We start from the raw sequence: 17,083 nt of genomic DNA, 5'->3' as shown, positions 1-17,083 counted from the left end.
TAGAATGATGTATAGAGGTGTAAGAGATAAGTCATTTTTCCTGTTTAGATTGACGAAACTTTTTGCTTAGTCCCCAACTTTTGCACCTGATCCAGTGTTTCAATTATAATAGTCTTTTCGAATACCTTTCTATTTGCGCCTTTACTGGATTAAGCCTATAGATTTTGTTTATGTCTAAAGTTTAGCTAATCAAAAAAAGAAGAAGAACTTAAATATAAACGTTAGAAACTAAATATGAACAACACGGTTCTATAAGAAATAAAATAAATGCATATTCAAAATTTAAAGCATTGGCTTTTACGTGCGATAAAGTACATATCAAAGTGTAGTTTTAAACGCACTATGTTCGAGACATCTACCACATAAGTACCACAGAGGCTCGGAAAAAGGGACTATTTCTCGAAGATGTGTGGTACTTGTGTGGTGTTTGTGTGGAATATGTATAAAAGAAGCTTGTAGTGATAATACTTTAAAGGCTGTTCTTTTAGTTAATAGGCGTATTAAATAACAATTATTAGCCAGGTCTGCTCATTTTCTATAGATACTACTAAAATAGGTTATTGGTTTAATACCATTTTGAAGATATTTCTTTTTTGATAGCTTAAATTCCTTGCTTTCTGTTCCTAAATTGTGGAAATATAAATTATCTTTGCTTCTTAATAAATTGAAAAAAATGACATTAAATCAGATTTTAACTCCGCAGATTGAAAAGGCAGTTCAACAATTATACGGGGTAACCGTTGAAAAAGTTGAGTACCAAGCAACAAGAAAAGAGTTCGAAGGCGATATTACAGTAGTTATTTTCCCTTTTTTAAGACAGATTAAAGGGAATCCAGTAGAAATAGGTACTAAAATTGGTGAATATTTAGTAGAGAATACGAACGTAATTGAACGGTTTAATGTAGTTAAAGGATTTTTGAACTTAGTTGTTTCAGATAGTTACTATATTTCATTTTTTAACGGTATTCGAAATGTAGAACACTTCGGGTATGTTGAACCAAAAGAAGGAGATAAATCAGTATTGGTAGAGTATTCTTCTCCAAATACAAACAAACCTTTGCACTTAGGACACGTTAGAAATAACTTATTAGGATACTCTGTAGCTGAAATTTTAAAAGCTTCAGGTAAGAAAGTATTCAAAACACAAATTATTAATGATAGAGGAATCCATATTTGTAAGTCTATGTTGGCTTGGCAAAAATATGGTAATGGAGAGACTCCTGAGTCAACTGGACTTAAAGGAGATAAATTAGTAGGAAATTACTACGTTAAATTTGACGTTGAATACAAAGCTCAAATCAAGGAATTGATGGAGCAAGGTATGTCTGAAGATGATGCTAAAAAAGAAGCGCCAATTATTAAAGAAGCAAAACAAATGCTTGTGGATTGGGAGGCAAATAAACCTGAAGTTATTGATTTATGGAATATGATGAATCAATGGGTTTATGATGGATTTGCTGTTTCTTACAAAAATTTAGGTGTTGATTTCGACAAAAACTACTTTGAAAGTGATACTTATTTATTAGGTAAAGACGTTGTCGAGAAAGGATTAGAGCAGGGTGTTTTCTATAAAAAAGAAGATAATTCTGTTTGGATTGATCTTTCTGACGAAGGATTAGATGAAAAGCTTGTATTAAGAGGTGATGGTACTTCTGTTTATATGACGCAAGATATTGGTACTGCTATCCAACGTGTAAAAGACTTTGGAGATGTAGGTGGTATGGTTTATACTGTAGGTAATGAACAAGATTATCACTTTAAAGTATTATTCTTAATCTTAAAACGTTTAGGTTTTGATTGGGCTGAAAGCTTATATCACTTATCATACGGAATGGTTGATTTACCTTCAGGAAAAATGAAGAGTAGAGAAGGGACTGTTGTAGATGCTGATGATTTGATGGATGAGATGACGAATACAGCTAAAACTATCTCTGAAGAGTTAGGTAAATTAGATGGGTATTCTGAAGAAGAGAAAAGTGTATTGTTTAATACAATTGGATTAGGAGCTCTTAAATATTATATTTTAAAAGTAGATCCTAAGAAACGTATTTTGTTTAACCCAGAAGAATCGGTTGATTTTGCAGGGAATACAGGGCCGTTTATCCAATATACATATGCACGTATCCAATCTATTTTACGTAAAGCAGATTTCGATTGTACACAAGAGATTACGGATATCATTTTAGATCCAAAAGAAAAAGAATTATTGAAGTTGTTAGAAGAATTCCCAGTGGTAATTCAGGATGCAGCGCGTACGTATAGTCCAGCTTTAATAGCAAATTATGTTTACGAGTTAGTTAGAGAGTACAACTCTTTCTATCAGACGGTTTCTATCTTAGGAGAAGAAAATATGACTTTAAAGGTATTTAGAGTTCAATTGTCTCAAAAAGTAGGTTTGGTGATTAACGATGCATTTGCATTGTTAGGAATCGCTGTGCCTGAGCGTATGTAATTTTTATGTTTCTGTGAAAGTAGAAAAATCATATATATTTCAGTCACTTGCCATTATAGTAATGGCAAGTGGCTTTTTTTTGTTTTTTAAGGGAAATTTGCCAAAGAAGTTATTCAGTGAAGAACCTATAAAAACAAGTAATATTGTTGTGGATAGTTTAATGCTTGAGGCTATTCAGAATGTTGAAGGAGGTACAGGAATTGTTGATTCAAAAGTGAAGAAGGATTCTGTAGTTAAATTTGACGAAAGCGTTGTCTATGTAACTGAAGAGGATATCTTGAGTAATGAAGATGTAAATTCATTCAAGGGAATGGCATATTTAGAGTCTTTCTTTGCAAGACTATATGCTGTAGAGCAAGCACAAGGAAAGAGAGTGCGTATTGCCTATTACGGAGATTCGATGACAGATGGAGATTTGATTGTGCAAGATCTTAGAAAAAACTATCAAAGTAAGTACGGGGGTAGTGGAGTAGGATATGTATCGATTATGTCAGAATCTGCACAATCTCGTCAGTCTGTAATACACCGATATTCAAACAACTGGAAAATGCAATCGTACTTGAATGTGAAAAGACCACAAAAACCATTCGGTGTGTCTGGTCAAGTATATTTTGTGAAAGATAGTATACGTCCAACGTGGGTAAGTTATCAAGCGGGGAATATTAAGAATATGACCTCATTAAATAGTCCTACTTTATATTATGGAGCTTCTAATAATAAGAGAGGTGAAGTACTCGTTATCATTGGTAAGGATACGATTACTAAAAAGTTGAGCATCAACTCAGAATTAAATAAGCTTAAAATTGCAGATGGTTCTGTTAAACAAGTGAAACTGATGTTTAAGCACGCAGATTCTATTCCTATTTACGGAATGGACTTCAGTGCAAATTCAGGAGTGCAAGTAGATAACTTCTCAAGTAGAGGTAACTCTGGTTTGCCTTTGTCTTTGTTTAAAGTTAGCTTGATGCAGAAGTATCAGAATAATTTGGACTATAGCTTAATTATTTTACACTATGGAGCGAATGTTTTAAACTACGGTTCACTGAACTATTCTTGGTACACAAAACAGATGAACAAGGTAGTAGCGCATTTAAAACAAAGTTTTCCTAAAGCTAATATTTTGGTTATTTCAACCGCTGATAAGTCAACTAAGTACGAAACAGAGATGAGAACGGATTCTGCCGTTGTTCCATTAATGAAGGCTCAAAGAGCTTATGCAATGGAAGCTCACGCTGGTTTCTTTAACTTATATCAAGCGATGGGTGGCTCTGGTTCTATGATTAAATGGGTAGAGGAAGCGCCAACAAAAGCAAATAAAGATTATACGCACTTCAACCATAGAGGGGCTCAAGTTATTGCTCAAATGATTTTTAAGCAACTTGAGGAAGGCTATGAGGATTACAAGAAGAAAAACGGAAATAAAACAACTACATCACCAGTGAAAACAGAAACTGCTCAAGGGAGTGATGTAGAGAAAAACACTAATAAAGAGCAACAGCACTTAGGAAATGAGTAAAAATAGAATTGCTATATTTTTAGTAAGTCTTTTTTGTGGTTTCAATTTATTTGCACAGGATCAAGCTCCTACTTTAACAGACAATAGTGAGGTAGTCGATTCTGACAGCAATAATGGAATAATCAAAAACAAGGTTTACTATCCAGAACAACTAAACTCTTTTTTTACAAAACTTGAAATGTTAAAAGGGAGTAAGAATAAAAAAGTGAACATAGTTCATATTGGGGACTCACATATTCAAGCTGATTTTTTCAGTGGACGTATGAGATCGCTGCTTCAAGATAAATTTGGAAACGGGGGATTGGGTTTTGCCTTTCCTTATAAATTAGCCAAGACAAACGGAAATTCTTTAGTACGATATTCTTCTAATGCAGAATGGTCGAGTTATAGAAATATCTTTCCTGTAAAAGGAGCTAATGTCGGATTGAGTGGTATTGCTCTTTCAACTGAAAACAAAGACCTTGTAATTGAGCTTAGTGTTCGCGATGCAAGTTATGGGTTTTCCCGTATGAAAGTATTTACACCCAAGAATGACGAGTCTTTGAAAGTAGGAACAACTCGAGAGAAGGTGTTTTTAGAATCATCTGCTCCTAAAAAGATATCACACCAAATTAAGAGCGGTGAGTCTTTATCGAGTATAGCGAGAAAATACAACACTACTATTCCTGAAATTAAAAAGGCAAATAGTATGAAAAACAATGTTATTCACGCAGGGAAAAAATTGAGTATTCCTACAAAAGAAAGAGAAGCTGTATCTGTTTCTAAAAGTGTGTTTAACGAACTATCTGGAAAGAAAGAAGACGTTTTTCATACATTTGAATTAGGGCAAGAGTTAGACCGTATTTACTTCTATTCAAATAAACAAGCAGAAGCGTATGACTTGAATGGAGTAGTGTTAGAAAACGATAAATCAGGTATTTTATATCACACAATTGGTGTTAATGGTGCTCGTTTTTCAGACTATTTAAAATACAATCTGTTTTTCGAGCAGTTAAAAGGATTAGAGGCTGATTTGATTATTGTGTCAATGGGAACGAATGAGTCATTCGATAGAATGGATTCAAAAGATTTTCAAGACCAAGTGAATGCTTTTCTTGCAAAAGTGAAACAGGTAGCTCCCAATGCCAGCGTGTTATTAACTACACCGCCACCGTCATACTTTTCAAAAAATAATCCTAATACGGTAGCATCTGCTTTAGCAAATGAGATTATTATTAACGGAATTAAAGGGAAGTATGCAGTTTGGGATACTTATTATAATTTAGGAGGATCATTAGCTCTTGCTTCTTTAAGAGATGAAGGGTTATTATCTAAGGACTTAGTTCATTATTCTGTAAAAGGATATAACTATACAGGGGATTTATTTTATGAAGCCCTGATGGATGCGTACAATCAATTTGTCAAACAAAATAGTGCTTTAAAGTAAATGAGTCTATTTAATATTGAGATACCGAGTTTTACCATTGATGAAGTAATCAATTGGTTTACTTTTAACCCAAAGGAGCCTTTGTTGTTTAACTCAGGTTTGTTTTTAGGTTTGTTTATCGTGTTTTACCTCTTCTATATTTTGATGAGGAAAACCTTTCACGTGCGTTTATTATACGTTGTAATCTTTTCACTTTTCTTCTATTATAAGTCAAGTGGAATGTACTTCCTTATTTTAGTGGGTTCATCTTTAATGGATTATTACTTTGCTAAAATTATTAATGATACAGATAATTCGGTTAAAAAGCGATTGCTCTTAACGATTAGTATTATTGTAAACTTAGGATTATTGGGGTATTTTAAATACACTAACTTCTTTTTAGATGGATTTAATTTTATTGCTAATTCACAATGGCATTTAGATGATATTATCCTACCTGTTGGTATTTCGTTTTTTACGTTCCAATCGATAAGTTATATTATAGAGATATACCGCAAGGAAATAGAGCCAACGAAGAACTTTTTAGACTATTTGTTCTTTATTTCGTTCTTCCCTCAATTAGTAGCAGGTCCAATTGTACGTGCTAAGGACTTTATTCCTCAGATATACTCTAATATACACGTAACAAGAGATCACGTAAATGAGGGGATGTTATTGATCATTGGAGGGGTGTTAAAAAAGGCAGTGATATCTGATTATATTTCAATTAATTTTGTTGACCGAGTATTTGACGCTCCTAATAGTTACACAGCATTTGAAAACTTAATTGCTTCTTATGGATATGCTATTCAGATTTACTGTGATTTCTCAGGATACTCAGATATGGCAATTGGTATTGCTTTATTGATGGGATATCGCTTGCCGATGAACTTTAATGTTCCATATCAATCAATGTCTATTACAGAATTCTGGAGACGTTGGCATATATCACTATCTACTTGGTTAAAGGATTTCTTATATATATCTGTGGGAGGTAATAGAAATGGTAGTTTTGGAGGGTATTTCTTTCCAGGATTATTCTTTGCAGGAATAATAGGGTGGGGAGTTTATTACTTAGAACAAAGTGCGATACCATTGATTATAGCAGGAGCATCAGTAGTGGTTTTTGCTTTAACGATAGTATTGTCAAAAGATAAAAATAAGAGTTTATTTACCAACTTTAACCTATTTACAACAATGTTGCTTGGAGGGTTATGGCACGGAGCAAGTTTGCGTTTTATTGTATGGGGAGCATTACACGGAATAGCATTAGCAGTCCACAAAATGTTTATGGAGTTGTTTCCACGTGCAAAAGGTAAAGAACCGTCATTTGTATGGAAAATAGTTTCAATCTTCATTACATTTCACTTTGTTACGTTTTGTTGGATATTCTTTAGAGCAACATCATTTGACACAGCGTTAAATGTAATTTATAATATAGGTCAATTGGAATTTGATTGGAATGCGTGGTCAACAATCATTATGGGCTATAAGAATGCTTTCTTATTAATCTTCATTGGGTTTATCTGGCATTATATTCCAAAATCGTGGATGGCTATACCAAACCAAATGTTTTGCGTAGCCCCAATGTTTGTAAAAGCAGTTGTATTGGGATTAGTATTTTGGGTAGTGTACGCTACGGCAACAGCTGGTCCACAACCTTTTATTTACTTCCAGTTTTAAGATAAAGAGTTATATAAAAAAATCCCGTTTACAAGAAAGTAAATGGGATTTTTTATGATGTATATAATCTTATTTAGATCTTAAATCAGCACTGTGTTTAGGGGCTAAAAGAGGTTCTGCATAAGTAATAACTGTTTCGTCTTCTAATTCAGCTAAGATAGCAACAACGTTTTTGTAATCTGTTTTATTAGGTACGTTAATAACAAAGTATTGATCACTTAGTACTTCAATTTCAGTCCCTGCATATAAGATTTCATTATATAAATCTTCAAGGTTGTATTTTTCATTTTGAACAATAACTTGTACCGTTGAATTACCCGATGCTTTTGCAACATAGCGGTAAGTTAAAGTTTTTTCAGTTTCGTCGTATTCTGCAAACACTACATCATCGCAAGAAAAATCTGGTCCATAAAAAGGAATATTGTCTACTTGATACAAACCTTCTTTTTCATCTACTACTTTACCCCAAAAAGTTTCTACTGTATTTTCTTCTAAGACATTACTATAATATCTAACTAAAATTTGTTGATATTGATCTTCCATTGCGTAATAATTAATTCTATTAGTTTATACCGAGCTTCCATACGGTATTTTATTTGTCAAAGATAATGTAATTATGAATTAATAGATAAAGAGGTTTTCGATTTTATGGTTTAATTGTGGTTTATGAGTAATTATAATGACTATCCTTTTAGTTTAAGGCTTATGATTTACTTACTTGTTGTACTTTAAAACATCTTTAAAGTTTATCGTTAAGGAGTAGTTTGCGATAATAAGAAGAATATATCTTTTAGTAACTTATTGGTTGAAGCTCCGTAAGCTATCAGAACCAAGCATACGTGTATTGTTGGTATACAAGAGTATTCATCACTATTTTATTGAAGAGGATAAGTTTATTCTGTGAAAGAAATAAACAAAAAAAACGCCTTCTGAAAAAGAAGGCGTTTTAAGTATCTATTAGTTAGAATTGTTTTCTTCAATCCATTTTCTTGCATTAACAAATGCTTCCATCCAAGGAGAGACTTCATCTTTTCTTCCTTCAGGATAATTAGCCCAGTGCCATTGGAATAATGAACGCTCAATATGAGGCATCATTACTAAGTGACGTCCTGTAGTATCACACATCATTGCTGTGTTATAATCAGAACCATTAGGGTTAGCAGGATAAGCTTCATAAGCATATTTACCTACGATATTGTATTTATCCTCTGTTTCTGGTAAGTTAAACTTACCTTCACCGTGAGAAATCCATACTCCTAATGTACTTCCAGCTAAAGTAGAAAGCATAATCGAATTATTTTCTTGAATAGTAACAGACGTAAAGTTACTCTCGTGTTTTTGAGAATCATTGTGTTTCATCTTACCGTGAACTGGGTGTTCAGGGTTGATCAACTCTAATTCCATGAACAACTGACAACCATTACAAATACCTACAGAAAGTGTATCTTTTCTTGCAAAGAAGTTCTTTAATGCTGTATTTGCTTTTTCGTTGTACATAAAAGCACCAGCCCATCCTTTTGCAGAACCTAATACGTCTGAGTTTGAGAAACCACCAACAGCACCAATAAATTGGATGTCTTCTAATGTTTCTCTACCAGAGATAAGGTCTGTCATATGAACGTCTTTTACATCAAAACCAGCTAAGTACATTGCGTTAGCAACTTCTCTTTCAGAGTTACTTCCTTTTTCACGGATAATAGCCGCTTTAGGACGAGGTTTAGAAGCGTCAATTACAGGTTTTTTACCGTCGAACTGTGCTGGGAAGTTAAACTGTAAAGGTTGTACTTTATAGTTGTTGAAACGATCCGTAGCCTTGTTGTTTTTAGTTTGTTTTTGGTCTAACAAATAAGATGTTTTAAACCAAGTATCTCTCAATGTTGGCACACTGAATTCGAAGTGGTCAGCGCCATTTGTAAAGCTAACTTTTTCATCAGTTGTAACCTGACCAATTTTTACAGCCTCAACACCTTTTGCATTCATTGCAGTTTCAAAAGCTTTATCATCTTTTGCCTGAACGATTAATGCTATGTTTTCGTTGAACAATGCTTTCACAGTGTCTTTTTCATTCAATGCAGTTAAGTCATATTTAGCACCTAAATTAACATCAGCAAAAGTCAATTCCAATAAAGAAGTAATTAAACCACCACTTCCGATATCGTGACCAGCAGCAATTTGCTCATCAACGATTAACTCTTGAATTGTATTGAAAGCATTTTTAAAGTAAGCAGCATCCTGAATAGTAGGAGCGTCTTGACCAATTTTGTTTAAGATTTGTGCAAAAGAAGAACCTCCTAATTTGAAACTATCTTTAGACAAGTTGATATAGTAGATAGAACCAGCGTTTTTGTTTAAAACAGGTTCTACAATTTTAGTAATATCAGTACAGTTTGCCGCTGCTGAAATAATAACAGTACCTGGAGCAATAACTTCGTCATTAGGATATTTTTGTTTCATAGACAAAGAATCTTTTCCAGTAGGGATGTTAATACCTAACTCAATTGCGAAGTCAGAACAAGCTTTTACAGCTTCGTATAAACGAGCATCTTCACCAGGATTGTTACAAGCCCACATCCAGTTAGCAGACAAAGAAATCTTGTTGATACCATCTTTTAATGGCGCCCATACAATGTTAGACAATGATTCAGCAATAGCATTTCTACTTCCTGCAGCAGGGTTTATTAAAGCTACAACAGGAGCGTGTCCAACCGTAGTAGCAATACCTTCTTTTCCTTTGAAGTCAAGTGCCATAGCACCAAGGTTGTTCAAAGGCAATTGTAATGTACCCACACATTGTTGTTTAGCCACACGGCCACCAACACAACGGTCAACTTTATTAGTTAACCAATCTTTAGAACCAACAGCTTCTAATTGTAGTAATTGGTCTAAGTATTGAGCAACATTAGCAACAGAATAATCTAAATCAGCATAAACGCGTTCAATAGTTTTGTCCTCCATAATTGTTTTTGGTGAACTACCAAACATATCATTAAGTTCAAAATCCATTGGTTTAGCACCAGTTGTTTTCGATTCAATTGTAAAACGGTCGTCATTTGTAACCTCACCAACAGTGTACATTGGCGCACGTTCTCTTTCAGCAATACGCGCTAAAGTATCAATATCTTTTTTACCAATAACTAATCCCATTCTTTCTTGAGACTCGTTACCAATAGTTTCTTTAGCAGATAGAGTAGGGTCACCAACAGGTAATTTATCTAAGTCGATATTACCACCCGTTTCCTCAACAAGTTCAGACAAACAGTTTAAATGTCCACCCGCACCGTGGTCGTGAATAGACACAATTGGATTGTGTTCGGCTTCAACCATACCGCGGATAGCGTTAGCCGCTCTTTTTTGCATTTCAGGGTTAGAACGTTGAATAGCATTAAGCTCGATACCAGAACCAAAAGCCCCCGTATTAGCAGAAGATACAGCCGCACCTCCCATACCAATTCTATAGTTCTCACCACCAAGGATTACGATTTGGTCACCTTCTTCAGGTTTGTGTTTGATAGCTTGGTCTAATTTACCATATCCAATACCACCAGCTTGCATAATTACCTTGTCAAAACCAAGTTTACGAGCCTCTTCTTCGTGTTCAAATGTAAGGATAGACCCCGTAATTAAAGGTTGTCCAAATTTGTTACCAAAGTCAGAAGCACCATTAGAAGCTTTGATTAAGATATCAATAGGTGTTTGGTATAACCAAGCTCTTTCATCCATTGCTTTTTCCCAAGGACGGTTTTCTTCTAATCTTGAATAAGAAGTCATATAGATGGCAGTTCCGGCAAGCGGTAAAGAACCTTGTCCACCTGCTAAACGGTCGCGGATTTCTCCACCAGAACCAGTAGCAGCACCATTGAAAGGTTCAACAGTAGTAGGGAAGTTGTGAGTTTCTGCTTTTAAAGAGATAACAGAGTCGAATTCTGTTTCTGCATAAAAGTCAGGTTTGTCTGCTGATTTAGGAGCAAACTGCGTTACTTTAGGTCCTTTGACAAAAGCAACATTATCTTTATAAGCTGAAACAATATCATTAGGATTTGTTTCAGATGTTTTCTTAATTAATTTGAATAGAGAAGTTGGTTGCTCAACTCCGTCTATTACGAAAGTACCATTGAAAATTTTGTGACGACAGTGTTCAGAGTTAACTTGAGAGAACCCAAAAACTTCAGAATCCGTTAGTTTTCGTCCTAATTTTTCAGCAAGGTTGTTTAAATACGTAACCTCTTCTTCGTTTAGTGCTAATCCCTCTTGTTGGTTGTAAGCAGCAATATCATCAATATAGATGATTGCTTCCGGAGCGATGTTAATTGCGAAGATATCTTGGTTTAACTCGTTGTATTCTTGTGCCAGCATAGGGTCAAACGACTCACATTCGTCAGCTTTATAGAACTCTTCAATACGGATGATACCTTTGATCCCCATATTTTGAGTGATTTCCACAGCATTAGTACTCCATGGAGTAACCATAGTTGCGCGTGGACCTACAAATTTAGCATTGATTGTCTTCTCGTTTAAGTGCTTGGCATTGCCAAATAACCAGTTTAACTTTTGGATATCTTCATTAGATAAATCGTTCTCTACTTGTGCAGCATAGAACATTTTCGAAGGGTTTTCGAAGAAATGAATCATTACGTTAATAATATTTAGTTGTTGTTGTGATGCACAAAAATAGGTTAAAAAATGTCAATTTAAAAATAATTGTTTTTACCTAATTAGGTGCTTTTTTGTTGTATTACAATAGATGGTAACTTATTGTTTTATAGTTAGGTATTTTATAGCAAAACACGTGTTTTTTTATAGTTTGTGATATAGTTTTATTATGTTAATTACTTTAATGATAATCTTGCTCATTGGATTAAATAATCTATGTTATGATTGTATGACAAAAGGTTAATTGTCTTTATTATTTTAAAAGATTACGTATGAAACAATAAGAGCCCATCACATTGTGAAAGGCTCTTATTTTATTTGTCAATATTATTTCTTAGCATCCATAGTTTTACATAGCGTAAAAACACAGCATAACTTCCTAAACAAGACATTATAATACCAGGAACTCCATCTCGGAAACCTTGTTGGAGTATGTAATGCTTGAAAAAGCGATACCCAGGTTTGAGGATAAAGTGATAAAAGTTTAAGTTCGTTGTTTTTTTATTGTAATCAAGAGCTTGTAATGTAGCGTAGTTACTTAGTTTTTGAATATGAAAGTCAAATCCTCTATAAGTATTATGATAAAGCTTATTTTTTAAAAGACCTATTTTACCATTTACAATAAGTTGCTCATGAACCATTTTGACGTAACTACATTTACTTTTATTAAAAAGTCTTATAACTTTATCATTTTGGTAACCACTATAATTAATAGGTCTATTAAAAAAGTGGTTTTGTCTATGAAACCAATAAGCATCAAAGTTTTCTAACTCTTTTGAGTTTATTAACTCCTGAATTTCTTGAAATAATTCAGGAGTTAAACACTCATCTGCATCTAATAATAATACCCAATTATTTGAAATGTGTGATAAAGCCCAATTTTTTTGATTTGAATAATTGTCAAAGTGTCTTTGAATTACTTTTGCATCTAAAGACTCAGCAATTAATACAGTATCGTCAGTACTAAAAGAATCTACAACAATAATTTCATCAGCTAACTTATTAGCAGAAAGTACACATTTACTAATGCGTTCAGCTTCATTTTTTGTTGGTATAAGTAGCGTTATTTTATTAGACATTTATAAAAATGATTTGTATTAAAAGACGTTGTATTTTAAACTACTTGACAAAAGTAGTATTTAAAGTAATACAACGTTATTTTTTTATTTTTTGTATAAAATAGAAGTGCTAAATAAATGTGAGTACCCCTCCTGTGTGTTTAAGGTTATTTTATTATCAACATATTATTCTTCACCCTATAGTTAAACGATTGGATATAAGCTTTTATAAAAGTTTCCATTTCTACTAATTTCTCAGGTTCTTGATCAATTAGATTGTTCTTTAAAGTAGGATCAAGTTTCCAATTATACAATCCTAATGACTTTTTCCCGTCAAAAGCTAAATAGTAATCCCCTTTTTCGTAGTTATAAATATTGTTTAAGTAGTTTACCACAAAATCCTTGTCTGATCTAAAAGACTTACCGTAACTAACTATTTTAGTATTGATTTGTAAGTAGTCCATTAAGCTTGGAAGAATATCAATTTGCTGAAAACTTTTTTCCACTTTTTCAACAGGAATTGTTTCGTCACCAGGAGCGAAGAATAAAATTGGAATTCTAAACATACCTACATTACTTTTCCAAATATCTTCTTGTGGTTCTGAAGATGTATGATCCGCAGTGATTATAAAAATAGTATTGTTATACCAATCTTTTGTTTTTGCGGTTTCAAAGAATTGTTTCAAAGAATAATCAGCATAAGCAATAGATTCGTGTATATTAGCTTCTCCTTTTGGAAATTTACCTTTGTATTTCTCTGGAATAGTATAAGGATTGTGAGAAGAGATAGTAAATAAGGTTGTGAAGAATGGTTGTTTAATTCCGTCAAGTTTTTTAGCAAAAAATTGTAAAAACTCTTCATCAAATATTCCCCATGATCCATCAAATGCTTCAGGGCCTTCGTATTCATTTTTTCCAAAATAATCTTTAAAACCAGCTACATTAGCATATTGGTCAAAGTTTTGAGAGCCATTAAATGCACCGTGAAAAAATGCTGTATAGTATCCCTGTTCATTTAATATTTTTGGCAAAGCGTAAACATCATTTAAAGCATAACTTGATGTGATGAAAGTTCTGTTCATTAAACTTGGGATGCTTGAAATAGATGATGGCACAGCGTCAATTGAAACTTTACCATTAGCAAAACCGTTTTCAAAGAAATGACTATTAAGAGCTAATGAATCCATAAAAGGAGTTAAACCTCTATGCATAGTTTCTCTACCAAAACTTTCTACAATTAGTAAAACAACATTTTTTTTGTTTATGCTATCATATTTAAATTCTTGAATAGGGTTAAATATTTTATTTAACTCTTCATTTGAATAAAAATTAATGTCTTCTAAGTTTTCACTTTTCCCCATAGTTTTTAAAACAGAGAAAGGGGTATTTAGTACTAATGCTGTATTTTTCAATCCACCATATTGTGAAGCATCAACTAAGCGAATAGGTTTTTCTTGTAAACCACCTCTGCCCAATACAAGCATAATACCAGTTACAACTAATGCTGTGATTAAACCTATAACATTAAAGCTACTATAATGAACTTGGTATTTAATTTTTCTATAAATGTACCAGAAAGATAAAAATGTTAAGAAAATAAATAGCGGAATCCACCAAAATTCAACAATGAAATTTTTTAATAGTCCAGGCAATTCCTGTTCCATTCCAGATGCTGTTATAAACGAATAAGAACTTCTTCTTCCAATAAATTTAAAATATTCATAATCAACAAAATTTAAACATAGTATAAATATATTTACTATAAAAAAACTGTAAAATAATACTTTTTGATAAGCTTTGTTATTTTGAAAATTACCAGGAATTAAGTGTAACAAAGCAAAAGGCATATTGATAAAGCCAAGAGCAGCTAAGTCAAATCTAATTCCTCCCATTAATATTTTAGAATTCCATGGGTCCAAAAGATGTGCGTTATAGAAATAGAAACCTATTCTACAAAGTTGATAAAATAGGAAGATTAAGAAAAATCTTTTAGTAAAAACAAGTAGATTTTGAGATAAAACCTTATTCATACAGTTACAATTAGTGTATAATAAAAGAAAACAGAGTATAATTACTCTGTTTTCAAAAATATTTTTTCAGTTAAAATTAAACAGCTACGTTATATTCTCTTAACGCGTCGTTTAATGATGTTTTTAAATCCGTTGATGGTTTTCTTTGTCCAATAATTAAAGCACAAGGAACTTGAAACTCTCCAGCAGGGAATTTTTTAGTATAAGAACCTGGGATAACAACAGATCTTTCAGGAACATATCCTTTGATTTCAACTGGAGTTTCTCCTGTTACATCAATAATTTTAGTAGATGCCGTTAATACAACATTTGCTCCTAAAACAGCTTCTTTTCCAACGCGTACTCCTTCAACTACGATACAACGAGAACCAATGAAAGCATTGTCTTCAATAATTACTGGTGCTGCTTGTAATGGTTCTAACACACCACCAATTCCGACTCCACCTGATAAGTGTACATTTTTACCTATTTGAGCACAAGAACCCACAGTTGCCCAAGTATCAACCATTGTTCCTGCATCAACATAAGCTCCGATATTAACGTATGAAGGCATTAAGATAACACCCGAAGAAATATAAGCTCCGTGACGTGCAACAGCGTTAGGAACAACGCGAATACCTTTTTCAGCATAGCTTTTCTTTAAAGGCATTTTATCGTGATATTCGAAAATACCTGCTTCTAATGTTTCCATTTTTTGAATAGGGAAATAAAGAACAACGGCTTTTTTTACCCATTCGTTGATTTGCCAATCATCACCTTTTGGTTCTGCTACACGTAGTTTACCTGAATCGATTAGTTCTACTACTTCGCGAATAGCATTTTGTGTTTCTGTATTTTGTAATAAAGAACGATCATCCCACGCTCTTTCTATGATTTCTTGTAAATTATTCATTTCCTAAAGGATTATATTTAGTTTAATTGTTCTTTTATTGCTTTAATTACTGCCATTAAATCTTGTTCTGCAAGACCTTGTTCACTCGCCTTGTTAAACATTTTTTCAGCCGCATTAATTAAGTCTGTATTCCAACCTTCTGCTTGAGCTAAGCGCAAGTCTTTAAGCATAAATTTCAAAGGAAAAGCAGCAGGGTATTCATCTTTTAAAATAGGAGCTGTTTTGATTTTACTCATTCCAGAACCACAAGCTCCATCATTTACTATAGCCGTCATCATTTCACGTGAAATACCATTTTCTTCTGCAAATAATACTGTTTCGGCTAAGCCTTGTACAACAACAGACATATAATAGTTAATTGCCAATTTAGCTTTACTACCGCTTCCTGCTTGTCCTAAATAATAGTGATGTTTTCCCATTATTTCGAAAAAAGGAATATTCTCTGTATATGCTTGTTGCTCTCCACCTACAAGAAAAGAAAGCGTACCGTCTATTGCAGGTTTTACACTTCCTGAAACAGGAGCATCAATATAAATCCCTTCTTTTACTGAGACTGCATGATGCAGTTTTTGAGCAAGGCCAGGTGAAATGGTACTGCTATTGATAAAAGTTTTACCACTGATATTAGTTGAAAGTATCCTTGTAAAAGTATCTTCTGTAATACTATCATTTGGCAATGTTAAGAAAATAACGTCTGTCTGTTCAATAAAGTTGTTTAACTCAGCAAGTCCATTTGCTCCATCAGAAAGGAGAGGAGATTGCTTACTTGGATCTCTTAAATAGATATTAACTTTATATCCTGCTTTTAAAAGGTTAGCAGCCATAGGAGTTCCCATATTTCCTAACCCTATCCACCCAGTCGTTTTCATAAATGTATATACTTTTTGATTAGACGTAATTCTTATTAAGAGCAAATATAAGCATAAAAAATTGGGCTTTCTTATACTGTTTTTATAGATTTAAAAATGGGGTAAATTAATTTATCTTGTATATAACTGAAATTTGATATGAGCAGTTTAAAATGATATAATAGCGTATTGTTTTCTCTATTTTTAGGCATAAATTTTAACGGACAATGTGAGACTCCTTCGAGGATCCTCTGACTATTGTCCGACAAAATAGTTCTCAAGCCAGTATTCTCGGAGGATAGTCGGACTATTGTCAGAGAATTGTTTATAAAGCCTTGTGTATGCTGAGGGTAAGTAAAGTTGAGAATAAACAAGAAATCTCCAGTTTAAATGTTTTTTATTGCTTTAATGTGTTGTTTGTTAGGTGTTTGCGTGTTTGTGTGCTGTTTTTTTTTAAAGGAATAAAAATGAATTGTTTTTTACTTTTTTTAGAAGAAAAAGGGTAAAAAAGGGAAATGAAAAGTATAGTTTTTATAAAAAAAGCTTTTT

The 17,083-nt window shown here is 33.1% G+C and carries 10 protein-coding genes; 4 read left to right on the top strand and 6 right to left on the bottom strand.

What is annotated here, in order from left to right; translation table 11 throughout:
• The first annotated feature begins 673 nt into the window (after positions 1-673).
• The 4 genes from argS to BLT46_RS11510 all read left to right on the top strand — a co-directional run bounded on the left by argS (position 674) and on the right by BLT46_RS11510 (position 7,056).
• Positions 674-2,452, top strand: a complete 1,779-nt coding sequence (gene argS / locus BLT46_RS11525; protein ID WP_090410268.1) for an arginine--tRNA ligase — start codon at positions 674-676, stop codon at positions 2,450-2,452.
• Between the two features lie 61 nt (positions 2,453-2,513).
• Entirely contained in the window at positions 2,514-3,968 is a 1,455-nt protein-coding gene (locus BLT46_RS11520; protein ID WP_394332446.1) for an SGNH/GDSL hydrolase family protein, read from the top strand.
• Complete coding sequence (locus BLT46_RS11515) at positions 3,961-5,394, top strand: LysM peptidoglycan-binding domain-containing protein (RefSeq protein WP_090410267.1); 1,434 nt, start codon at positions 3,961-3,963, stop codon at positions 5,392-5,394. The genes BLT46_RS11520 and BLT46_RS11515 overlap by 8 nt, the downstream gene beginning before the upstream one ends.
• On the top strand, positions 5,395-7,056 hold the full coding sequence (locus BLT46_RS11510; RefSeq protein WP_090410266.1) for an MBOAT family O-acyltransferase: 1,662 nt from the start codon (positions 5,395-5,397) through the stop codon (positions 7,054-7,056).
• A gap of 69 nt (positions 7,057-7,125) precedes the next feature.
• Here BLT46_RS11510 and BLT46_RS11505 read toward each other — a convergent pair whose 3' ends face one another.
• The 6 genes from BLT46_RS11505 to BLT46_RS11480 form a co-directional block, all read right to left on the bottom strand.
• On the bottom strand, positions 7,126-7,599 hold the full coding sequence (locus BLT46_RS11505; protein WP_090410265.1) for a DUF4265 domain-containing protein: 474 nt from the start codon (positions 7,597-7,599) through the stop codon (positions 7,126-7,128).
• A 414-nt stretch (positions 7,600-8,013) separates the two neighbouring features.
• The gene (purL, locus tag BLT46_RS11500; RefSeq protein WP_090410264.1) at positions 8,014-11,685 is read right to left on the bottom strand and encodes a phosphoribosylformylglycinamidine synthase; all 3,672 of its coding nucleotides are present in this window, start codon (positions 11,683-11,685) and stop codon (positions 8,014-8,016) included.
• A 335-nt stretch (positions 11,686-12,020) separates the two neighbouring features.
• On the bottom strand, positions 12,021-12,785 hold the full coding sequence (locus tag BLT46_RS11495) for a glycosyltransferase family 2 protein (RefSeq protein WP_090410263.1): 765 nt from the start codon (positions 12,783-12,785) through the stop codon (positions 12,021-12,023).
• A gap of 146 nt (positions 12,786-12,931) precedes the next feature.
• Positions 12,932-14,794, bottom strand: a complete 1,863-nt coding sequence (locus BLT46_RS11490) for an LTA synthase family protein (protein ID WP_090410262.1) — start codon at positions 14,792-14,794, stop codon at positions 12,932-12,934.
• A 76-nt stretch (positions 14,795-14,870) separates the two neighbouring features.
• Entirely contained in the window at positions 14,871-15,686 is an 816-nt protein-coding gene (locus tag BLT46_RS11485) for a 2,3,4,5-tetrahydropyridine-2,6-dicarboxylate N-succinyltransferase (protein WP_090410261.1), read from the bottom strand.
• Between the two features lie 17 nt (positions 15,687-15,703).
• Complete coding sequence (locus BLT46_RS11480; RefSeq protein WP_090410260.1) at positions 15,704-16,555, bottom strand: NAD(P)-dependent oxidoreductase; 852 nt, start codon at positions 16,553-16,555, stop codon at positions 15,704-15,706.
• Between the last annotated feature and the right edge of the window lie 528 nt (positions 16,556-17,083).

This window comes from Myroides phaeus (genome assembly GCF_900099675.1).
Lineage (GTDB): Bacteria > Bacteroidota > Bacteroidia > Flavobacteriales > Flavobacteriaceae > Flavobacterium > Flavobacterium phaeum.
This window is presented reverse-complemented; position numbering and strand designations above follow the sequence as displayed.

What these genes read in the sequence shown, in the direction of transcription:
- BLT46_RS11520 (WP_394332446.1), top strand. Translation starts at nt 2,514, where the DNA reads ATGGCAAGTGGCTTTTTTTTGTTTTTTAAGGGAAATTTGCCAAAGAAG.
- BLT46_RS11510 (WP_090410266.1), top strand. Translation starts at nt 5,395, where the DNA reads ATGAGTCTATTTAATATTGAGATACCGAGTTTTACCATTGATGAAGTA.
- BLT46_RS11495 (WP_090410263.1), bottom strand. Translation starts at nt 12,785, where the DNA reads ATGTCTAATAAAATAACGCTACTTATACCAACAAAAAATGAAGCTGAA.
- BLT46_RS11485 (WP_090410261.1), bottom strand. Translation starts at nt 15,686, where the DNA reads ATGAATAATTTACAAGAAATCATAGAAAGAGCGTGGGATGATCGTTCT.
- BLT46_RS11515 (WP_090410267.1), top strand. Translation starts at nt 3,961, where the DNA reads ATGAGTAAAAATAGAATTGCTATATTTTTAGTAAGTCTTTTTTGTGGT.
- BLT46_RS11480 (WP_090410260.1), bottom strand. Translation starts at nt 16,555, where the DNA reads ATGAAAACGACTGGGTGGATAGGGTTAGGAAATATGGGAACTCCTATG.
- BLT46_RS11505 (WP_090410265.1), bottom strand. Translation starts at nt 7,599, where the DNA reads ATGGAAGATCAATATCAACAAATTTTAGTTAGATATTATAGTAATGTC.
- argS (WP_090410268.1), top strand. Translation starts at nt 674, where the DNA reads ATGACATTAAATCAGATTTTAACTCCGCAGATTGAAAAGGCAGTTCAA.
- purL (WP_090410264.1), bottom strand. Translation starts at nt 11,685, where the DNA reads ATGATTCATTTCTTCGAAAACCCTTCGAAAATGTTCTATGCTGCACAA.
- BLT46_RS11490 (WP_090410262.1), bottom strand. Translation starts at nt 14,794, where the DNA reads ATGAATAAGGTTTTATCTCAAAATCTACTTGTTTTTACTAAAAGATTT.